18 protein-coding genes are annotated in these 19,985 nt (G+C 69.1%); 8 read left to right on the top strand and 10 right to left on the bottom strand.

Going from position 1 to position 19,985, the window contains the following annotated elements; all coding sequences use genetic code 11:
- Nucleotides 1-6: 6 nt before the first annotated feature.
- Genes AB0K05_RS08350 through AB0K05_RS08320 form a run of 7 tightly spaced genes read right to left on the bottom strand, consistent with a single transcriptional unit; the run spans nt 7 to nt 6,417 of the window.
- Entirely contained in the window at nt 7-672 is a 666-nt protein-coding gene (locus AB0K05_RS08350) for a 3-oxoacid CoA-transferase subunit B (RefSeq protein WP_271277141.1), read from the bottom strand.
- On the bottom strand, nt 669-1,331 hold the full coding sequence (locus AB0K05_RS08345) for a 3-oxoacid CoA-transferase subunit A (protein ID WP_364227800.1): 663 nt from the start codon (nt 1,329-1,331) through the stop codon (nt 669-671). Before AB0K05_RS08345 ends, AB0K05_RS08350 begins: the two co-directional genes overlap by 4 nt.
- The gene (locus tag AB0K05_RS08340; protein ID WP_364227797.1) at nt 1,328-2,521 is read right to left on the bottom strand and encodes a thiolase family protein; all 1,194 of its coding nucleotides are present in this window, start codon (nt 2,519-2,521) and stop codon (nt 1,328-1,330) included. Before AB0K05_RS08340 ends, AB0K05_RS08345 begins: the two co-directional genes overlap by 4 nt.
- Nucleotides 2,518-3,519, bottom strand: coding sequence for an LLM class flavin-dependent oxidoreductase (locus AB0K05_RS08335; protein ID WP_364227794.1), 1,002 nt, complete (start codon nt 3,517-3,519; stop codon nt 2,518-2,520). The genes AB0K05_RS08340 and AB0K05_RS08335 overlap by 4 nt, the downstream gene beginning before the upstream one ends.
- Nucleotides 3,520-4,611: an ABC transporter substrate-binding protein gene (locus tag AB0K05_RS08330; protein WP_364227791.1), complete on the bottom strand. Its 1,092-nt coding sequence runs from the start codon at nt 4,609-4,611 to the stop codon at nt 3,520-3,522.
- A gap of 15 nt (nt 4,612-4,626) precedes the next feature.
- Entirely contained in the window at nt 4,627-5,493 is an 867-nt protein-coding gene (locus AB0K05_RS08325; protein ID WP_364227788.1) for a hypothetical protein, read from the bottom strand.
- A gap of 33 nt (nt 5,494-5,526) precedes the next feature.
- Entirely contained in the window at nt 5,527-6,417 is an 891-nt protein-coding gene (locus tag AB0K05_RS08320; RefSeq protein ID WP_364227785.1) for a DUF6282 family protein, read from the bottom strand.
- 194 nt (nt 6,418-6,611) lie between these two features.
- Here AB0K05_RS08320 and AB0K05_RS08315 point away from each other — a divergent pair, with 194 nt between their 5' ends.
- The 5 genes from AB0K05_RS08315 (at nt 6,612) to AB0K05_RS08295 (ending at nt 10,676) form a co-directional block, all read left to right on the top strand.
- On the top strand, nt 6,612-7,391 hold the full coding sequence (locus AB0K05_RS08315) for a helix-turn-helix domain-containing protein (RefSeq protein ID WP_364227782.1): 780 nt from the start codon (nt 6,612-6,614) through the stop codon (nt 7,389-7,391).
- Between the two features lie 65 nt (nt 7,392-7,456).
- Nucleotides 7,457-8,245 carry an ABC transporter ATP-binding protein gene (locus AB0K05_RS08310; RefSeq protein ID WP_364227779.1) on the top strand — a complete coding sequence of 263 codons (789 nt, stop codon included), beginning with the start codon at nt 7,457-7,459 and terminating at the stop codon, nt 8,243-8,245.
- Nucleotides 8,246-8,253: 8 nt separating this feature from the next.
- Nucleotides 8,254-9,147, top strand: coding sequence for an ABC transporter permease (locus tag AB0K05_RS08305; RefSeq protein WP_364227776.1), 894 nt, complete (start codon nt 8,254-8,256; stop codon nt 9,145-9,147).
- Nucleotides 9,148-9,150: 3 nt separating this feature from the next.
- Nucleotides 9,151-9,921, top strand: coding sequence for an aldolase/citrate lyase family protein (locus AB0K05_RS08300; RefSeq protein ID WP_364227773.1), 771 nt, complete (start codon nt 9,151-9,153; stop codon nt 9,919-9,921).
- Complete coding sequence (locus AB0K05_RS08295; RefSeq protein ID WP_364227770.1) at nt 9,918-10,676, top strand: SDR family oxidoreductase; 759 nt, start codon at nt 9,918-9,920, stop codon at nt 10,674-10,676. Before AB0K05_RS08300 ends, AB0K05_RS08295 begins: the two co-directional genes overlap by 4 nt.
- A gap of 1,026 nt (nt 10,677-11,702) precedes the next feature.
- Here the strand turns inward: AB0K05_RS08295 and AB0K05_RS08290 are convergent.
- From AB0K05_RS08290 to AB0K05_RS08280, 3 genes are all read right to left on the bottom strand, one after another.
- On the bottom strand, nt 11,703-11,879 hold the full coding sequence (locus tag AB0K05_RS08290) for a hypothetical protein (RefSeq protein ID WP_364227768.1): 177 nt from the start codon (nt 11,877-11,879) through the stop codon (nt 11,703-11,705).
- Between the two features lie 678 nt (nt 11,880-12,557).
- Nucleotides 12,558-13,766: an acyl-CoA dehydrogenase family protein gene (locus AB0K05_RS08285; RefSeq protein ID WP_219544615.1), complete on the bottom strand. Its 1,209-nt coding sequence runs from the start codon at nt 13,764-13,766 to the stop codon at nt 12,558-12,560.
- 103 nt (nt 13,767-13,869) lie between these two features.
- Nucleotides 13,870-14,706, bottom strand: a complete 837-nt coding sequence (locus tag AB0K05_RS08280) for a carbohydrate ABC transporter permease (RefSeq protein ID WP_364227765.1) — start codon at nt 14,704-14,706, stop codon at nt 13,870-13,872.
- Here AB0K05_RS08280 and AB0K05_RS08275 point away from each other — a divergent pair.
- The 3 genes from AB0K05_RS08275 to AB0K05_RS08265 all read left to right on the top strand — a co-directional run bounded on the left by AB0K05_RS08275 (nt 14,667) and on the right by AB0K05_RS08265 (nt 19,976).
- On the top strand, nt 14,667-15,065 hold the full coding sequence (locus tag AB0K05_RS08275) for a hypothetical protein (protein ID WP_364227762.1): 399 nt from the start codon (nt 14,667-14,669) through the stop codon (nt 15,063-15,065). The two genes, AB0K05_RS08280 and AB0K05_RS08275, sit on opposite strands and share 40 nt — an antisense overlap.
- 277 nt (nt 15,066-15,342) lie before the next feature.
- Nucleotides 15,343-16,731 carry a glycoside hydrolase family 43 protein gene (locus AB0K05_RS08270; RefSeq protein ID WP_271280350.1) on the top strand — a complete coding sequence of 463 codons (1,389 nt, stop codon included), beginning with the start codon at nt 15,343-15,345 and terminating at the stop codon, nt 16,729-16,731.
- Nucleotides 16,728-19,976, top strand: coding sequence for a discoidin domain-containing protein (locus tag AB0K05_RS08265; protein WP_345482609.1), 3,249 nt, complete (start codon nt 16,728-16,730; stop codon nt 19,974-19,976). The genes AB0K05_RS08270 and AB0K05_RS08265 overlap by 4 nt, the downstream gene beginning before the upstream one ends.
- Nucleotides 19,977-19,985: the final 9 nt, after the last annotated feature.

The following is a 19,985-nucleotide window of genomic DNA, read 5'->3' as shown; positions in this document are numbered from 1 at the left end:
ACCTCCTCATGGTGTCGCCGCGGCGAGCGGGACGTCGAGTCGCGAGCGGAGCTCATGGAACGAGATCCCCCACGTCTCCCGGACGAGGACCTGGTCCCCTCCGGTGATCTCGAATATGGCGACGTCCGTATAAATCCGGTCCACGCACCGCAGCGCGGTGAGCGGATACGTGCATTCCCTGACGAGCTTCGGCTCGCCGGTCCTGGTGAACAGCGACATCAGCACGAAGACCTGCTTGGCGCCCACGGCGAGGTCCATCGCCCCGCCGACCGCCGGGATCGCGTCGGGCTCGCCGGTGTGCCAGTTGGCGAGATCCCCCGATGCCGAGACCTGGTAGGCGCCGAGGACGCACAGGTCGAGGTGGCCGCCTCGCATCATGGCGAACGAGTCGGCGTGGTGGAAGTACGAGGCGCCGGGCAGCTCGGTCACCGGGAACTTGCCGGCATTGATCAGGTCGGGATCGATCGCGTCGCCCGTCGCCGCCGGCCCCATGCCGAGCATGCCGTTCTCGGTGTGGAGGATGACCCCCGACTCCGGGGGGAGGTGATCGCCGACGGTCGTGGGCTGACCTATGCCGAGGTTGACGTACGCCCCGCGGGGAATGTCGCGCGCGAGCACCCGGGCCATCTCGTCCCGCCCGAGAGGGCTGCGGTCAGAGTGCTGAGCGATCATGACGACACCTGCACGATCCGGTCGACGTAGATGCCTGGGGTGACCACGGCCTCAGGATCCAGCACTCCCGGCTCGACGACGTGCCGCACCTGCACGACGGTGGTCGTCGCGGCCGTCGCCATGACGGGAGCGAAGTTGCGTGCCGTCTTGCGGTAGACGAGGTTCCCGAAGGCGTCCGCGGTGTGGGCGCTGATGAGCGCGACGTCGGCGGCGATGGGCAGTTCCAGGACGTACGTCCGGCCGTCGATCTCGCGGGTCTCCTTTCCCTCCGCGAGGAGGGTCCCGGCTCCGGTGCGGGTGTAGAACCCGCCGATCCCGGCTCCGGCGGCGCGCATGCGCTCGGCCAGGTTCCCCTGCGGCGCGACCTCGAGCTCGATCTTCCCGCTGCGGTACAGCTCGTCGAAGACCCAGGAGTCCGTCTGCCGGGGGAACGAGCACACGATCTTGCTCACCCGCCCGGCCGCGAGCAGCGCCGCGAGCCCGGTGTCCCCGTTGCCCGCGTTGTTCGACACGACGGTGAGGTCTCGCGCTCCCTGCCGGATCAACGCGTCGATCAGGTCGAACGGCATGCCGGTCGTGCCGAAGCCGCCGACCAGCACCGTCGAGCCGTCGGCGATGCCGCTGACCGCCTCGTCGGCAGAGGTGCAGAGCAGCGTCATGCGACGTTCTCCAGCACGACCGCCAAGCCCTGACCCACACCGATGCAGATGGCCGCCACGCCCCATCGTTCACCGGACTCCACGAGCCGCGCCGCGAGGGTCCCGAGAATGCGCCCGCCCGAGGCGCCCAGTGGATGCCCGATGGCGATCGCCCCGCCCTTGGCGTTGACGAGCTCGGCGTCCCGCAGCCCGAGCTTCAGCCAGGCGTCGACACAGGCGATCGACTGGACGGCGAACGCCTCGTTCAGCTCGACAGCGCCGATGTCGTCCCAGGTGATGCCCGCCCGCTCGAGCGCGTCGCCCGCGGCCTCGACCGGGGCGTAGCCGAACTGCTGCGGCACCAGCGCCGCCCAGCCGCGACCGGCGATCCGCGCGACCGGGTCACGACCGATGGTCGCGGCTGCGCTCGCCGAGCCCAGCAGGACCGCGCTCGCGCCGTCGTTCAACGGTGAGCAGTTGCCGGCGGTGATCGTCCCGTCGGGCCGGAACGCCGGCTTCAGCTTCGCCAGCGCCTCGAGCGAGGTGCCGGCACGGATGCTCTCGTCCTGGACCAGGTCGGCGCCGGGGACGGGCACCACGAGGTCGTCGTAGAAGCCCTTCGCCCACGCCTCCGCCGCGAGGCGGTGCGAGCGGGCGCCGAACTCGTCCTGCCGCTCACGCGAGATCGAGAACTTCTCCCGCAGCTGCTCGTTGCACTCGCCCAGCGAGGCCGTCCACTCGGCGGGCATCCGCTCGTTCACCAGACGCCAGCCCAGCGTCGTGGAGACGGCGGTGACGTCGCCTGCCGGGAACCGGCGCGACGGCTTCGGCAGGACCCACGGCGCCCGCGTCATCGACTCCACGCCTCCGGCGATCGCGATCTCCGCGTCGCCGGCCTCGATCATGCGTGCGGCCATCATGGCGGCGTCCAGCGACGAGCCGCAGAGCCGGTTCACCGTGGTGGCGGTCACCGAGACGGGCATGCCCGCCAGCAGCACGGCCATCCGGCCGACGTTGCGATTGTCCTCGCCGGCGCCGTTGGCGTTGCCCCAGAACACGTCGTCGACCAGGCCGGGATCCAGGCCCGGCGAGCGGTCGAGAAGTCCCTTCAACGCAGTCGCGGCCAGATCGTCGGCCCTCGTGTCGGCCAAGGCTCCGTTGAACCGGCCGAACGGGGTCCGGACCGACGCGTACACGAATGAGCTGCTCATCGGAGCGTCTCCACTTCCTGCCCCATCTCAGGAGGCGTCCTTCGCTTGCTTGCGGATGTCGTGTGGTCCCAGTGCGGGAGGACGTGCCGCCCGACCAGGTCGAGTGTGTGGCGGGCGACCTCCGGCGGCATGCCGAACGGGGCGACCCGCAGCTGGACGGACGTGACCCCCGCCCGGACGTACCGGGCGATCGTCGCGTCGATCTCGCCGGGCGTGCCCACCATGGGAAGCTCGATCTCGGCAGGGCCGTCCGCACCCATCCACAAGCCCCGCTCGGTGTAGTAGCCGGTCGCGGCCTTCAGGTGGCGCGCGGCGAGCTCGCGGGCAGTGGCGGCGTCCTCGTGGACGACGCAGAACCTGGTGGTGGCGACCACTCCCTCCGTCCCGTCCGGCCGTCCGCCGCGACACGACCAGTAGGCGGCCGACTGCTTGGTCAACAGGTCGTCGCAGTAGTTCGTCGCGCCATAGAATCCGTCGGCGAGCGTCGCGGCACGACGGGCCGAGGCAACCACCTTGCCGCCCACCAGGATCCGCGGCCCGCCGCGCCGCACCGGAGGCGGGACCGCCACCGGCTCGTCGGCGGACCAGGCGTCGCGCAGCGACTTCAGCGTGGCGTCGAAGGCCGCGCCGGCCGGACCTGACGCGGGCAGCCCGGCCCGGTGGGCGACCTCCGGGCCGCCGAGCCCGAGGCCGAGGGTGAGCTTCCCGCCGCACAGCTGGTCGAGCAGCGCGGCCTCGTACGCCAGCTTCTCCGGACTGTACGCGCGCAGGAGCAGCACCGCCGACCCCAGCGCCAGGGACGTCCGCCCGGCCAGATGCCCCAGGACCATCAGGACGGACGGAAGGTGGAACGGCTGAGCCGCCGCGTGATAGCTCTCACCCACCCACGCGGAGTCGAAACCGTGCCGCTCCGCGCGGGCGAGCAGCGTCACCGCGCGATCCACCTGCGGGCGGACCGGCTCCTGGGAGCTCAGGTCGAGCGCGACCCCCAGCCGCATTCAGCCGGCGCTCTCTGCTTGCTTGACGACCTCGTCGTAGGAGAACTCGTTGAACGCCTTGAACATCGCGTCGGTGTAGATCTCCTTCGCCGGGAACTTCTTGATGAGTCCGGCCGAGGCCATGAAGTCGAGCGAACGGGTGAACGCCGCCTCGTCGATCCGGCCCAGCGTCTTGTCGTCGAAGCCCTGTCCGTCCAGGCGTACCTCGAGGACCTTGACCCCGTCGGCCAGCGCCTTCTCCTCCGGTTCCGACCCGCGGGTCTCCGGATAAAGCTTCCACAGGTCGCGGATCGCGGCCTCGGGGTTGGCCTTGGCGAAGACGAACGCCTTCGCCACCGCACGGCCGAACCGTTCGAGGACGTCCTTCTTGGCCTCGAGGTTCTTCCGGGTCGTCGCGAAGCCGCCGCCCCACGCGTCCGCCGTCTCCTTGACGGGAAGCGGCGTCAGGGTGACGCCGGCGTTCTTGACGATCTGGTACTGGATGTCCCAGAGCGCCAGCGCATCGACCTGGCCGCTCTTGATGGCGTTGATCTGCTGGGCACCGGCGCCGATCGGCACCAGCGTGGCTCCGTTCTGGCCCAGCCCGTTGAGCTCCATCGCGGTCCGGGCGAACGTCGCGCCGGAGCTCGCGACCGCGGAGACGCCGATCTTCTTGCCGTTCAGGTCGGCGATGCTCTTCACGTCCGAACCGTCCGGCAACTGCAGGCTGTAGATCCACTTCGCCCAGTAGGAGCTGAAGTAGGCCAGGTCCAGGTCCTTGTCGTGCCCGATGGCCACGGGCTCGACCGTCATGAGGCCGAGGTCGGCCCCGCCGCCGGCGACCTGCTGCGCTGCCTGGGTGGCCGATGGGAACAGGTTGGTCGTGACCTTCAGACCCTCCTGCTCGTAGAAGCCCTCGGCCTCCACGACGGCCATGACCGCGTAGCCGGCGTTCCAGCTCGGGGACGCCATCGCGAACGTCACCGGCGTCAGCCCGCCGGACTTGGCCGAGGCGTCGGATCCGCTGCCGGAACCGCACGCGCTCAGCGTCACGACCGCGCACAAGACCGCGACCGCACCACTGACGACTTTCACCGCTCGTCCGGTCTTCACGATGGAACCTGCCTCTTACTGGTTGGGGAGGGGGTAGGTGTCTTCGTTGAGCACTCGGCCCGGCGTCAGGGAGAAGTCCAGACGCGGCGGGCAGAAGATGTCGATCAGCTGGTTGGTCCCCGAACCGACGGCCTCGCTGGTGTGGATCATGGGCGGCGGGATCACGGCCACGGAAGGACTGCCGCACTTCAGGTGCCGGTCCTCGCGCCACTCGCTGCGCCGCCTGGACCACGGGGTCCGCAGGTGGTGGACGTACTCACCCTCCACGGCGAGCGAGCACTGCTCGAAGTCGTCGTGGTCGTGCGGCGAGAGGGTGTCAGGATCGCGCGGGCCGATCCTGGGCGCCAGGAAGTTGATCATGAAGGTGCTGCACCGCACGATCTGGCCCGGGCGGACGGCGTCCTGCGTCACCTGCAGGTCGGCCAGCCGGTAAGCCTTGATGCGGTAACCCCTGGGCGGGTCGGGCCACGGCTCGAACGGCTTGGTGTTCGGGTGCGGATCGGCGTACGAGTCCCGGTTGCGCGCCTTGTCCAGCAGGTCGGCGGACCGGGAGCTGAACAGCCGTACGACGGTGCAGTCGTCGACGCCGGCGATCGCGCTGCTGCCCGGCGGGACCATCACCACGGCCTTGCCCGAGACCGACTCGGACTCCCGCGACGCACGGATGACGACGCCGCACTCCTCGTACGGGAGGATCGCGACGTACTCGTCAGGCTGGTCATCCCGCTCCAGCACGTCGCCGGCGACCAGCGTCGTGTAGGCGAGCACGAAGTTGTGTCCGCGGAAGTACCACGTCGACGATCCACCAGGGGTCGTCTCGTCGGGATCGCCCGTACCGAGGTCGGAGAACTCCACGTCGGGCGGGGTGGCCAAGGTGGTCATCGTCTGTCCTCATCTGTCGTGGGGGGTGGTCGTTCAGTCGTCCAGGCCGAGCAGGAAGGCCGGGTTGTCGCAGAAGATCTGCCGCAGCGACCTCTCGTCCAGGCCGAGGTCCAGCAGCGCCGTCGCGACGCGGATGTAGGAGTCCACCGGCAGCGGCCGGTCCTTCTGACCGAGGTCGGAGGCGATCACGGTGTGCTCCGGGCCGATCCTCTCGATCCAGTCCATGAGGATCTTCGGGTCCCACTTCTTGGTCCCCTCGGGGTCGTAGAAGCCGGTCTCGTGCTCGACGAACGCTCCGTAGCCGACGAGCTCACGGCACTTCGCCTCGTCCGCGCCGATGACGTAGTCGGGATGGTTGACCAGCATCCGGGTGACACCCTTGTCCTTGGCCGCGGCGAACAACTGGGTGATCGACTCGGTCTCCATGTGCCCGCCGGTCACCATCGCGCCGGTCTCCTTGACCAGGTCGAGCACCTCGTGGACCTCGGGGATCAGCTCGCCGTTCTCCTGGTGGATGTCGACCCTGGACGACGGCACCTCGACGCTCGCCGTGGGGAAGCCGACGCCCTCCGGATGGCACTCGATGTGCCGGCCGGCCGAGAACGTCGGGAACCACACCGCCTTGCCCCCCATGCGCAGGCACATGGCCACCGCCTGGGGGTTGATGCCGCCGATCATGCTGTTCAGGGTGATGCCGCCGAAGACCGGGGTCTTGATCTTGGCCAGCCGGTCGCTCATCGCGAGCAGGTCCATGACCGTGTTGTGGTGGTGGGACTTCACCAGCACGCCCCGCATGCCGAGCCGCTCGCCGTCCTTGCCGGCCTCGGCATGGTCGATGCGTCGGGGGAACGGGTTCGGGCCGGAATGGCAGTGCAGGTCAACGCAGCCGTTCAGCAGCTTGATGATGGCGGGTGTGGCAGTCACGAAGTCTCCAGGCGTCGGCGGTGTTCGCATCACAGACTGAGAGTTCGCTATCCGGTCTGTCAATAGGGTGCGTTCGAGGAAGGCTTCCGCGAATTCGCAGGAAAATCTTGCAGCGAGACGTGGGTCACGCTTACTCTCTGTCCGTACTGCGAACTACGGGCACTCTTTATGGACACTCAACGAGGCGGGGGCCGATGACGAAGCGCCAGTTCGACAAGCCAGTGACTGCTCGCGAGCAGGACATCCAGGCGGTGAGCCGGACCGCGCAGATCCTCGGACTGTTCGGTCCGGAGACTCCGGAGCTCTCCGTCGCGGAGGCCACCCGCCGGCTCGGTCTGAACCGGACCACGGTGCATCGCTACTTCAGCTCGATGATCGGCTCCGGCCTGCTCGAGCGTGTGGAGGACTCCGCACTCGTTCGTCCCGGACGGTCGATCCTGCAGCTCGGCAGCTTCATGCTGGGACAGCAGCGCATCATGCAGAAGGCGCCGGCCTACATGCGCGAGCTCGTGCTCGAGATCAAGGTCAGCACCGTGCTGTCGCTGTGGGGCACCTCCGGCCCGGTGGTCTCGCTGGTGGAGGAGGCCGAGCATCCCACCCTGGTGACAGTGCGCGTGGGCTCGCAGCTCGCCCTGGACTCCTCGCAGGCCAAGGTCTTCCTGGCCTTCCTCCCCGACCAGTTCCACGCCGACCGGCTCACCGGCAGCCTCCCCGAGCCCCAGCGCACCGAGACTCGCCGTCGTATCGAGGCGATCCAGCAGGCCGGCATGAGCAGCCACGTCAACCACCGCGGCATCTGCGTCGTCGCGGCGCCGGTGTTCGCGGCGACCGGGATCTGCGCCACGATCGCGGCCGTCGGCACCGAGCGGATGCTGCCGGAGGCGCTGGACTCCCGAGAGGCCACGGCGTTGAAGGCCGCCTGCAAGCGACTGACCAAGGAGATGGGCGGCACGTGGCCCGAGGCGGCCGACTGATCGCTGCCCGCACGACGACCAAGGCGCGGGCAGCCTGCGCTCGAACCAGGTGAGGAATGACAGACATGCCGACCAGCACCGACACCGACTGCGTGATCCGCCTGGACTCGCTGTCCATGCTCTACCCGACGAAGTCCGGCGGGACCGTCCAGGCTCTCGACGACGTCTCCCTCAGCGTCCGAGCCGGTGAGTTCATCTCCATCGTCGGCCCCAGCGGCTGCGGCAAGAGCACGCTGCTGCGGATCATCATGGGCCTGTCCCGCCAGACCTCCGGACAGGTCGCCTTCGGGCCGTCGGAGGACACCCACCGCAACCAGCTCGGGATGGTCTTCCAGCAGCCGCTGCTGCTGCCATGGCGCACCGTGCGGAAGAACCTGCTGACGTCTCCGGACCTTCACGGCGCCCGGGACGCCGCGACCCACGCGAAGGCCGACGAACTGCTGGTGATGCTCGGCCTGGAGGAGTTCGGCGATCGGTACCCCAACGAGCTGTCCGGCGGGATGCAGCAGCGGGTCGGGATCGGCCGCGCCCTGATGCACGACCCGCGCATCCTGCTCATGGACGAGCCGTTCGGCGCCCTCGACGCGATGACCCGCGACCAGATGGGACTGGACCTGCTGAAGATCTGGGACCAGGACCGCAAGACCGTGCTGTTCGTGACGCACAGCATCCCCGAGGCGGTGCTCCTCGCCGACCGCGTCGTGGTCATGACACCGCGACCCGGCCGGTTGGCGGACGTCGTCGAGGTCGCGCTCCCTCGACCGCGGCGGCTCGAGAACATCAACACGCCCGAGTTCGGGGAGATCGTCCTGAAGATCCGCAAGCTGCTCGACTCCGAGCACAGCGCCCACTAGGAGTCCTGATGTCCACCAACACCAAGCGCCACGCAGCCGGCGGCGAGGCACTCGCCGCCCCGGACGGCGGGACCGCGCCGGTGGAGGCGCCCACGAGCTCGGCCACCCCGGTCCGATCCCGACGCCGCCGAGTACCGGAGATCACCTACAGCGTGCTGGTGTTCATCGGGCTGTTGGTGGTCTGGCAGGCCGTCGTGGAGATTCTCGACGTCTCCGACATCCTCGTCCCCGCGCCCACGGCCGTCGCCGGCTCCCTGGTCGACGGCTTCCAGGACGGCAGCCTGATGACCCACTCGATCGTCACCCTGAAGGAGATCCTGATCGGGTTCGGCATCGCGGTCGGCTCGGCACTGGTCTCCGCGGTGCTCATCACCCAGTTCCGGACGGTGGAGCGCGTGCTCTTCCCGCTGCTCATCCTGACCCAGACCATCCCGAAGGTCGCCATGGCGCCTCTGCTGATCGTCTGGTTCGGCATCGGGATCAGCTCGAAGGTGCTGACCGTGGCCCTGATCGCGTTCTTCCCCCTCCTCATCAACGCCATCTTGGGATTCCGGTCCGCCGCCTACGAGCAGGTCGAGATGCTCAGGTCCTTCGGCGCGTCCCGCATGCAGGTCATGCGGCACCTGCAGATCCCGTCGGCGCTTCCGCACATCTTCGCGGGACTGGAGGTCGCCGTCATCCTGTCCGTGACCGGCGCCGTGGTCGCGGAGTTCGTGGGCAGCTCCGCAGGTCTGGGCTACCTGATCCAGGCGAGCAACTTCACCCTGGACGTGGCCAGGACCTTCGCGGTGATCGTCGTGCTGTCGGCCGTCGGCATCGCACTGCACGCGGTCGTCGTGCAGCTCGGCAAGTGGCTGGTCTTCTGGACCGCCGCCCCCACCGACACCACCAGCGGGATCTGAGCCATGACACGAGTACGCAACGGGATCAACGACGGCACGCTCGGGACCTGGATCAAGCTCGCCAGCCCCGAGAGCGTCGAGATCATGGCCTACGCGGGCTTCGACTTCGTGGTCATCGACCTCGAGCACACGACACTGGACCTGGGCGCCGCCTCGACCCACATCGCGACGGCCCGCGCCCTCGGCGTGGACCCGCTCGTCAGGGTGCCTGACCACGGCCTCAGCGTGATCCAGCGGGTCCTGGACGCCGGCGCGGCCGGTGTGATCGTGCCGCACGTCGACACGGCTCAGCAGGCCCGGGCGGTCGTACGGGCCACCCGCTTCCCGCCGCGCGGCGACCGCGGGTCCGGCGGCACCAGCCGAGCGGGTCGCTGGGGGCTGCTGCCACGGGCGGACTACCTCGAGTACGGCAACGAGCGGGTTTTGTGCGTCGTCCAGCTGGAGAGCGAGGCGGCGATCAGGAACGCGAGGGAGATCCTGGCCCTCGACGGCATCGGTGCCGCGCTCGTCGGGACGGCCGACCTCTCGATGTCGATGGGCGTCGCGGCGGGACGCGACGAGGTGGACCGGCTCGCCACGTCCGCGCTGGAGGCCGCCGCCGCGGCAGGTGTTCCCATCGGCACCGCCTCCGCCACGAGTGAGGAGGCCCGGACCGCGCTGGCCCGCGGCTACGACTACGTGGTGGTCAGCAACGACACCTCGATCCTCGCCAGCGGAAGCCGGGCGATCGTGAACGCGCTGAAAGCGCCCGTCGCCGAGCGAGTCGCCCGGTGAGCGCGCCACGGGTCGCCATCGTGACGGGCTCGAGCTCCGGGATCGGAGAAGGGATCGCCCATGCGCTCGCGGCAGACGGCTTCACCGTCGTGGTGAACTCGGCCACCTCGGTCGACGCCGGTGAGCGGCTCGCGGCCCGGCTCCCGGGGGCGAGCTACGTCCAGGCCGACATCGCCGATCCCTCCGACGCCGTGCGCTTGGTGGAGACGACCGTGGAGCGGCACGGCCGGCTCGACCTGCTGGTGAACAACGCCGGAGTGTCGCGACCCGTCCCCCACGCCGACCTGGATGCGATCACCGCTGACGACTGGCACCAGATCCTCGGCGTCAACGTCGTCGGGACGTGGCAGGTCTCCGTCGCCGCCGTGAAGGTCATGGAGCCCGGCAGCCAGATCATCAACATCACCTCGGTGGGCGGCTCGCGCCCCCTCGGCAGCTCGATCCCGTACTCCGTCAGCAAGGCCGCGCTCGACCACCTGACGAGGCTGCTGGCCAAGGCCGTGGGTCCAGACGTCCGGGTGAACGCGATCGCCCCGGGGCCGCTCCAGACCCGACTGACCTCGGACAGCCTCACCACGCGGGCGGCGCGCACCGTGGCCATGACACCGCTGGGCCGGCTCGGGCAACCATCCGACGTCGCAGCGATGGTCCTGGCGCTCACCAAGGTCCCCTTCGTCACCGGTGAGGTGATCCACGTCGACGGCGGCATCAACCTCGTCACCCACCTCGACGCGCCTCGCAACGACGACGCGTGATCCGTACCCGCCCCTGAGGGCCAACCGGGGCGCTGCGCGGCGTCGATGGCATGCGCGACACCTTTGAGCCGGCCGGAATCCTCGAAGCGGTTGGGGGACTTGCCGACCTTCAACCGGCTCGGCGGCCGGACGGCGGGTTCTCGGTGCTGCGGTTGGCCACGCTGCTGGACCAGCCGGTACTGGCGGGGTCCGGCCTCCCTACCGGCCGGTCTGGCATTTTCGAGGACGGCCGGCCGGTCCGGCGCTTCCCTTCCTACAAGGGGCAGAAGCACTTTCGGGCCGGTGGTGGTCAGCGACGATGGGCCGGCACGTCGGTTACGAGTCCTGGCTAGAACGCGATCACCTGATGTTGTTGGACTACGACCCGCAGGTGGTCGGCATCGCCACCTACTGCCGGGCATTGCCGGCGCGCTGCGCGAGCCGTTCTGCGAGCCGACGGGGCTGATGGCCGGGCAACTGGGTCTCCTTCGACGGCAGTGAGCATCAGGTCGTCGGGCTGGCCGACACGTCGGTCCGGCTGCCGTCGGAGGCGGGCGAGCAGGTGGTGCTGGCGGGGCATTTGATGGCCGCGGCGGACTTCGCGGTCATCGGCGCCGGGGCCGAGGTCCTGGCTGAGGCGGAACGCTGGCGGCGGACCATCGTCGAGGTGGAGACCGGCCTGCCACCGGACGCTCCGACCGATACGGTCCCACGGAAGGAGTTCGATCCGTCACGGCGGAGCTCGGCCGAGCGGCAGCAGGCCAAGGCAGTGGAGCTGGACGTTACCGCCCGCACGATCGAGCGGCGGAGGGCCCGCTACGCTTGCTGCTCCCATGCCGGGTGCCGGTGGTCCTGCACGATCATGCAGTCGGCTTCCCCTGCCGCCGACAGCCGAGAGCCCTGCCCCGTTTCCGGCTCGCGGAAGCGGAGCGGGGCTCGCTCAGGTGGGTCGGAATCCGCCGGTAGAACTCCCGGCCGGGCCTACGGCACCGACACGTCGGTGCTCGAATTTGAGACAGTGCCTAGTCGAGCCCGACGAGCGCCGGATCAGCGGCAGTGGTGCGGATGGGTATCGCAGTCGATGGGGTCTTGGTCGGGGTAGATCGACGACACTCCTGCGCCGTTCAGGGGCGCGGCTGCGGCAGACCCGGCGCCGATGACCTGTGCTGCCCCGATGGTGAAGAACGCAGCCATGATCATTACAGCCGTGCGCTTTTTGTTCATGTGACCCTCTCCTTGATCGTCGTACACGAGCCATGCTCGCCGGCCGATCTTGAGGATCAGTTGTGGATCACTGCAGGTGCTGCCCGCGTTCGTGGTGGGCGCCCCGAGATGCAGGTCGAAGCCATTGAGGAGCCGTGCAGAGGGAGGGACGAACAGCTCGCCCAGGCCGCCGCGTAGTGTCGGGCATCGCACCGAACACGGCTCCGGCCTCGGGCGGCAGCGAGTGCCTCAGCGACATCGGCCAAGCGTCGTCAGTGGCCGCGACCACTTTACGTTGTAGATCCCTATGTGTAGGGTCACTCGCCGATACCCACGCTCACGGCTAGAGGCCCCGAGCGAAGACCGGCAGTTGAACATCGCGGACCGTCTGGACCGCGGCGAGGGTGCCGGGACCTGCCATCCCGTGACGGTCCACCCGGGCCACGGTCCAACGACGGTCCAGACAGCGAGAAGGCCGGTCACCCATTGGAGAACCGGCCTCTGACCTGCTGCGATGTGGTGGGCGATACTGGGATCGAACCAGTGACCTCTTCGGTGTGAAGACTGCAGACGCCGTGGGATCACCCTCCGTAGCCATGGACGTCGACGTAATCGATCTTCGCGCGATACCGGCGCGAACCTCCGACGGAACAGAGCCCTCAGCCGATCTCCAGGAGAGGCGTCCAATAGCGGGTGGGTTCAGCGAACCTGCAGGCCCGTCACCGCGCGCCCGATGATCAGCCGCTGGATCTCCGACGTCCCCTCGAAGATGGTGTAGATCTTGGCATCGCGGTGGAAGCGCTCCACCGGGTGCTCGCGGGTGTACCCCGCGCCGCCCAGGATCTGGATGGCCTGCTCGGTCACCCACACCGCCGTCTCCCCCGCGACCAGCTTCGACATCGAGCCCTCGGCCTGTTCGAAGCGCTTGCCCTGCCGGGCCATCCAGGCCGCGCGCCAGGTCATCAGGCGGGCGATGTCGACCCGGGTGGCCATGTCCGCCAGCAGGAAGGCGATGGCCTGGTTCTCGCCGATCTTGCGGCCGAACTGCTCGCGTTCGCGGGCGTAGTCGCGGGCGTACTCGTAGGCGGCCCGGGCGATGCCGACGGCCATGGCGGCGACGGTGGGGCGGGTGGTCTCGAAGGTGCCCATCGCCGCCTGCTCGCCGGCGCGCTCGCCGTTGCGGACGCGGGCCAGGCGGGCGTCCAGTTTCTCCTTGCCGCCGAGCAGGCACGAGCCGGGTACGCGGACGCCGTCGAGGACGACCTCGGCCGTGTGGGAGGCGCGGATGCCGTGTTTCCTGAACTTCTGGCCCATGGACAGGCCCGGGGTGCCGGGCGGGATGATGAAGGAGGCCTGGCCGCGGGTGCCGAGGCCGGGGTCCACGGAGGCGACGACGATGTGCACGTCGGCGATGCCGCCGTTGGTGGCCCAGGTCTTGACGCCGTCGATGACCCAGTCGCCGTTGTCGTACACGGCTCTGGTGCGGATGGCGCCGACGTCGGAGCCGGCGTCGGGCTCGGAGGCGCAGAAGGCGCCCAGCTTGACGTCGTTCTCCGTGCCGAACATCTCCGGCAGCCACTGGCCCGCCTGCTCGGGCGTGCCGCTGCCGGACAGCGCCGCGGCGGCGAGGCAGCTGCCGACGATCGACAGGCCGATGCCGGCGTCGCCCCAGAACAGCTCCTCGAACACCACGGGCAGCGCGAGGCCGCTTTCCTCGAACCACTGGGTGGCGAAGAAGTCGAGCGAGTAGAGGCCGATCTTGGCCGCCTCCTGGATGACCGGCCAGGGGGTCTCCTCGCGCTCGTCCCATTCGGCGCCGGCGGGGCGGACCACGTCGCGGGCGAAGGTGTGCACCCAGTCCCGGACCTCGATCACGTCCTGGTTGAGGTCCAGACTGAAGCCGCTCATGTGGTCGCTCCCTGAGATCTTCCGGTGAGGCCTGGCCCGACGCCAGTATGCTACCGGCCAGTAGTCGCAGGCCGGCGTGACGGGCCGCGGCGCGCGACCGTCTTCAGTTCTTGATCCCGGTCAGCGTGACCCCCTCGATGAAGTACCGCTGCAGGAGGAAGAACAGCGCGATGATCGGCGCGATCACCGCCGCCGAGGCGGCCATGAGATAGCCCCACTGCGTCAGGTAGATGCTCTGGAACGACGCCAGGCCCAGGGACAGCGTGTAGTTCTCCTCGCTCTGCAGGTAGAGCAGCGGCCCGAGGAAGTCGTTCCAGGTGCCGATGAACGCGAAGATGGTGACCACGATGATGGCGGGCCTGGACAGCGGCATGACGACGGTCCAGAACACCCGCCAGGGCGAGGCGCCGTCGATGTAGGCGGCCTCGTCGAGTTCGAACGGGATCGTCAGGAAGAACTGCCGCAGCAGGAAGACGTTGAACACGCCCCCGCCCGCCCCGGCGAACCAGCTCGGGACGGTGAGCGGCGCGATCGTGTCCAGCGCGCCGAGTTGCTGCCACATCACGAACGTCGGGATGAGCGTGACCGCGTACGGCAGCATGACGCCGGTCAGCAGCAGCGCGAAGACCACGTCGCGGCCACGCCAGCGCAGCCGGGAGAAGCTGAAGGCGGCCACCGAGCAGGTCAGCACCGTGCCGAGCACGCTGACGACGGCGATGACCAGCGTGTTGACGAAGTAGCGGCCGAAGGGCTGGGTGGTGAGCGCCTCGCTGAAGTTCGGCCACTGGAACGGCGAGGGGATCCACTCCGGCGGGGCGACGAACATCTGGGCGTCCCGCATGAGCGCGCTGCGCACCAGCCACACGAACGGGAGCAGCGTCGGTACGGCGCCGGCCAGGAGTGCCAGGTAGAGCAGGAGCCGGCGCGGCCCGCGAGTCACCGGGCGCCTGCCATCTCGTAGTAGACCCAGCGGCGCGCGTTCCTGAACAGGAGGAACGCTGGGGCACCTGGCCGCAGACCGGCGCCCAGTGGGCCGAGCTGACCTGGCCAGGCAGCCAGACGATCCGCTCCGCCGAGGTCTACTTCTTCGACGACGGCGGGGGCGTGCGGCTGCCGACCTCCTGGAAGCTCCAGCGCTGGACGGGCAGCGGGTACGCCGACATCCCCGGCACCTACCCGGTGGCGCCGAACGCCTACAACCGGGTCACGTTCGACCCTGTCAGCACGACCAGGCTCAGGGTCGCGCTGCAGAGCGGCCCGGCGTCGGTCGGGCTGCTGGAAGTGAAGGCCTTCTCCTGAACGCGGTGAAAGGTTTTCGGTCCACCAGCCGCTGTTGAGCCCCCTTGATTGCTTCCTCCGGCAGAGGGGCCAGCCCTGGAAAGAAGGCAGCTTCGAAAACCTTTCACTAGCCTCTGACCTGCTCGAACATGACTTCTCGAAACTTGGGCCTTGACGGTTTCTGCGGTGCCGCGAACACTCGGGTGAACCAAGAACGCACCTGCCCTCCACGAGGCGAACCGTGATGTTAGCGCTAACACGATCGTCTCAAGAACCCCCCAGGTAGGAGGACCCGTCCATGTCCCGATTAAGAGCCCTGGCCGCGCTGTTCGCGGTCGCCCTGCTCCCCGCCCTCGCCGCGCCCGCCTCCGCGGCGGCCCCGATCACCACCTCGATCTACACCGCCGACCCGGCCGCCCTCGTCGCGGGCGACACCCTGTACCTCTACACCGGGCGTGACGAGGCCCAGGCCGGCGGCACCAACTTCGTCATGCGCGACTGGCACGTCTTCAGCTCCACCGACGGCACGTCCTTCACCGGCCACGGCGCCCGCCTCTCGGTCTCCAGCTTCCCCTGGGCCGGCGCGGACGCCTGGGCCAGCGAGGTCGAGCGCGGCGCCGACGGCCGCTACTACTGGTACGTCTCCGTCAACGGCAACGGACCCGGCTGGATGAACATCGGCGTGGCCGTCGGCGACAGCCCTCTCGGCCCGTTCACCGATGCCAAGGGCGGGCCGCTGATCAGCGACAGCACCCCGAACTCGTCCCCGCTGAACATCGACCCGACCGTGTTCACCGACGACGACGGCCAGGTCTACATGTACTGGGGCTCGTACTACGGGCTGCGCGCGGCCAAGCTCAGGCCGGACATGGTCACCCTGGACGGCCCCGTCGTCACCCCGCAGGGCGTGTCGAACTTCTGGGAGGCGCCCTGGATGTTCAAGCGCAACGGGACCTACTACCTCGCCTACGCCGCCAACGACTCCGGGTGCTCGGCGCCGAACTACGCGTGCATCCGGTACGCCACCGCGAGCAACCCGCTCGGGCCGTGGACGCACCGCGGGGTCGTGCTCGACCAGGTCAGCTCGACGACGAACCACCCGGCGATCATCGAGTTCAAGGGCCAGTGGTACATGGTGTACCACAACGCCGGCGCGCCCGGCGGCGGGAACTTCCGCCGCTCCGTCACCCTCGACAAGCTCTACTGGAACGCCGACGGCACCATGCAGAAGGTCGTCCAGACGACCGGGCCGGGAGGCTCGCAGAACCTGGCCCTGTCGGCGACGCCGTCCACCTCTTACGTCTCCCCGTGGGAGACGCTCGGCGCCGTCAAGGACGGGTACGCGCCCACCGGTTCGGCCGACCACAGCCACGGCGCCTACGGCAACTGGCCGCAGCAGGGCACCCAGTGGGTCGAGTACCAGTGGCCGACCGCCCAGAGCGTCAGCAGGGTGGAGACGTACTGGTTCGACGACGACCTGGGCATCGACCTGCCCGCCTCCTGCCAGGTGCAGTACTGGAACGGCAGCGCGTACGTGAACGTGCCCGGCCAGTCGGCGTGCGGCGTCGCCCCGCACACCTTCAACGTCACCACATTCAACGCGGTCACCACCACCCGGCTGCGGCTGAACATCACCTCGAAGAGCGGCTACTCGACCGGTGTCCTGGAATGGAGGGCGCTGTCATGAGACGGATCCTCACCGCCCTGCTGCTGGTCGCGGCGACGCTCGTGGCCGGCGCACCGGCGCAGGCCGACCAGACCATCGGCTATCCGACCTTCGGCGGCCCGGCGATCCCCGCCGTGCCGGCCGCGTACACCGCGGGCGACATGATGCGGGCCATCTACGACGCCGAGAGCTCCGGCACCGACTTCTGGATGGACCGGCTGCTGGCCAGGCCCGGCAACGACCCGGCGGGCACCTGGCTGATGACGCGGGGCCGCGCCCTGTTCATGAAGACGCACACCCCGTCGGTCATCGGGTTCGGCGGGCAGGTCGCGTACTGGGAGAGCATCAGCAACCAGAGCGCCTACAGCATCGCGCTGGGCTCCGGCAGCTGGACCGAGCAGCCCGGCCAGCGCTGGCAGGCGCCCAGCCACTGGAAGAGCGTGCACACCAGCGGCTCGCTGGTCGCCAACGTCACCAAGTTCATCACCAACGAGAACGTCGCGGTCACCAACGTGGCCGTCACCAACAACGGCGGCTCGTCGGCGACGCTGAACCTGCGCGCCACCTCGCCCTACGCCACCTCCGGCAGCGGCAGCGAGCTGACCGGGCAGGTCAACGCCTACAACAACCTGACCACGATCCACCCGCGGCTGTCCGGGGACGGGTTCACCGTCAGCTCCGGCGGGCTGAACCGGTCGGTCACCGTGGCCGCCGGGCAGACGGTGACGGTCAAGGTGCAGATGGGGTTCGTCACCAACGAGCTGCCGGGGTCGCTCACCGAGTACAACGCCTACCGCGGCCACTCCCCCGCCACCGCGTTCGCCACCCACGTGCGGGAGTACAACCGGTGGTGGGCCGACAACGTGCCCTACATCGACGTGCCCGAGCCGGCGATCAAGAAGAACGTCTACTACCGCTGGTGGCTGATGCGCTACAACCACCTCGACGCCGACATCCCCGGGCAGACCTTCCAGTTCCCCACGTCCATGGAGGGGGTGCTGGGCTACAACAACGCGATCGTGCTCACCCAGCCGATGCACATCGACGACCTGAAGTACCTGCGCGACCCGGTGTGGTCGTACGGGCCGTGGCTGTCGATCGGGCAGACCTCGAAGAGCGGCCGGTTCGTCGACAACCCCGGCGACCCGGAGAACTGGTCCAACAGCTACACCCAGTACGTCGCCGAGGCGGCGTGGAAGAGCTACCAGATCCACGGCGGCCAGCCGGGCATCGTGGGCAACCTGGCCCGCTACGCCGAGCAGGACGTCAAGGGGCAGCTGTCCTTCTACGACCACGACAACGACAAGGTCATCGAGTACGACTGGGGCGCGCTGACCGGCAACGACGCCGACGCCGTCTCCTTCCACTGGCGTTCCGGCTGGCTGGACCGGGCCGAGGGCGCCTACCAGTACAGCGGGGCGAAGGCCGCGGCGCAGGCGTACGCGCTGCTGGGCAACACCGCCAAGGCCAACGAGATGAACACCCTGGCCACCGACATCGGCAACGCGCTGGTCAACGTGCTGTGGAACCCGAACCGGCAGCTGTTCGAGCACCGGCACGTCTCCTCCAACGAGTGGGTGCCGTGGAAGGAGATCAACAACTACTACCCGTTCGCGGTGGGCGCCGTGCCCAACACCGCCACCTACCGGCAGGCGCTGCGCCTGTTCGACGACCCGGCCGAGTATCCGATCTTCCCGTTCTACACCGCCAACCAGCGTGACAAGGCGGCCTCGGGCACGGGCAGCAACAACTTCTCCACGATCAACTCGACCGTGCAGTTCCGGCTGCTCTCCTCGGTGCTGCGCAACTACCCCAACGAGTGGATCGACGCCACCTGGTACAAGAAGCTGCTCTACTGGAACGCCTGGGCGCAGTACGTCGGCGGCAACACCCAGTGGCCCGACGCCAACGAGTTCTGGGCCGACTGGAACGGCAGCAGCATCCAGTACCGCTCCTGGATCCACCACAACATCCTGGGCAGCAGCAACTGGACCGTGATCGAGGACGTCGCGGGCCTGCGCCCGCGTTCGGACGCGCAGGTGGAGCTGAGCCCGATCGACATCGGCTGGTCCCACTTCACCGTCAACAACCTGCGCTACCGCAACAGCGACCTGACCATCGTCTGGGACGATCCGGCCGACGGCGTGGTGCGCTACGCCGGGATCCCCCAGGGCTACTCCATCTACGTCAACGGGGTCCGCCGGGCGACGATCGACCGGCTGGCGCCGCTGACCTACAACCCGGCCACCGGCGCGGTCACCACCTCGGCGAACGTCCTCTACAGCAGCGCCGCGTCCGGCATGCAGGCGCCCGCGCAGGTCTCGCACACCGGCGCCCGCATGGTGGACATGCTCGCCAAGGCGGGCGTCGACCTGACGGCCGGCCTCACCAACCTGGCCGCCATGGGCTCGGCCACCGCCTCCCACACCGGGTCCGGCACCAGCGTGGCCGGGGCGCGCGACGGCCTGCCGACCAACGAGCCGTTCTGGGGCGCGGGCGGCTCGCCCAACAGCCAGGACTGGTACGAGGTCGACTTCGGGTCGCCGCAGACCTTCAACGAGGTCTGGCTCCACTTCCGTGACAGCCGGCCGGCCAGTGGCACCTACCGGGCGCCCGCGTCCTACGACATCCAGTACTGGAACGGCAGCTCCTGGGTGACCGTGAGCAGCCAGGTCAAGTCGCCCGGCAGCCCGCGGGCGAACCTCAACAAGGTCACGTTCACCCCGGTCACGGCCCAGCGGGTGCGGATGCTGGCCGCGAACGCCTCCGGGTCCAAGGTGGGCCTGACCGAGTTCAAGGTGGTCAACCGGGGCGGCGTCCAGCCTCCGGCCAACCGGGCGCTGTCGGCCACCGCGTCCTGCTCCTACACCTCGGCGTGGGAGAGCTGCGCCGCCGTCAACGACGGCGGCGAGCCGGCCAGCTCCAACATCCCCGGCCCCAACCAGGGCACCCGCTGGGGCACCTGGCCCGAGACGGGCCAGCACTGGGCGGAGCTCACCTGGTCGTCGGCGCAGGCGCTCAACCGTGCCGACGTGTACTTCTTCGACGACGAGCAGGGCATCGACATGCCGGCGTCGTGGAAGCTGCAGTACTGGAACGGCAGCGCGTACGCGGACGTCCCGGGCGCGAGCGCCTACGGGCTGGCCAAGAACCAGTACAACACCGTCACCTTCTCCTCGGTGAACACCACCCGCCTGCGGGTGCTGCTCACCGGCAACGGCTCGTCCTCCGTGGGCCTGCTGGAGGTGAAGGCCTTCGGAACGTAGGACCCGGCG

It is taken from the genome of Nonomuraea sp. NPDC049486 (genome assembly GCF_040676925.1).
In the GTDB taxonomy this organism is placed as follows: domain Bacteria; phylum Actinomycetota; class Actinomycetes; order Streptosporangiales; family Streptosporangiaceae; genus Nonomuraea; species Nonomuraea ferruginea.
Note: the sequence above shows the minus strand (reverse complement) of the source record. Positions and strands in the feature narration are given on the sequence as shown.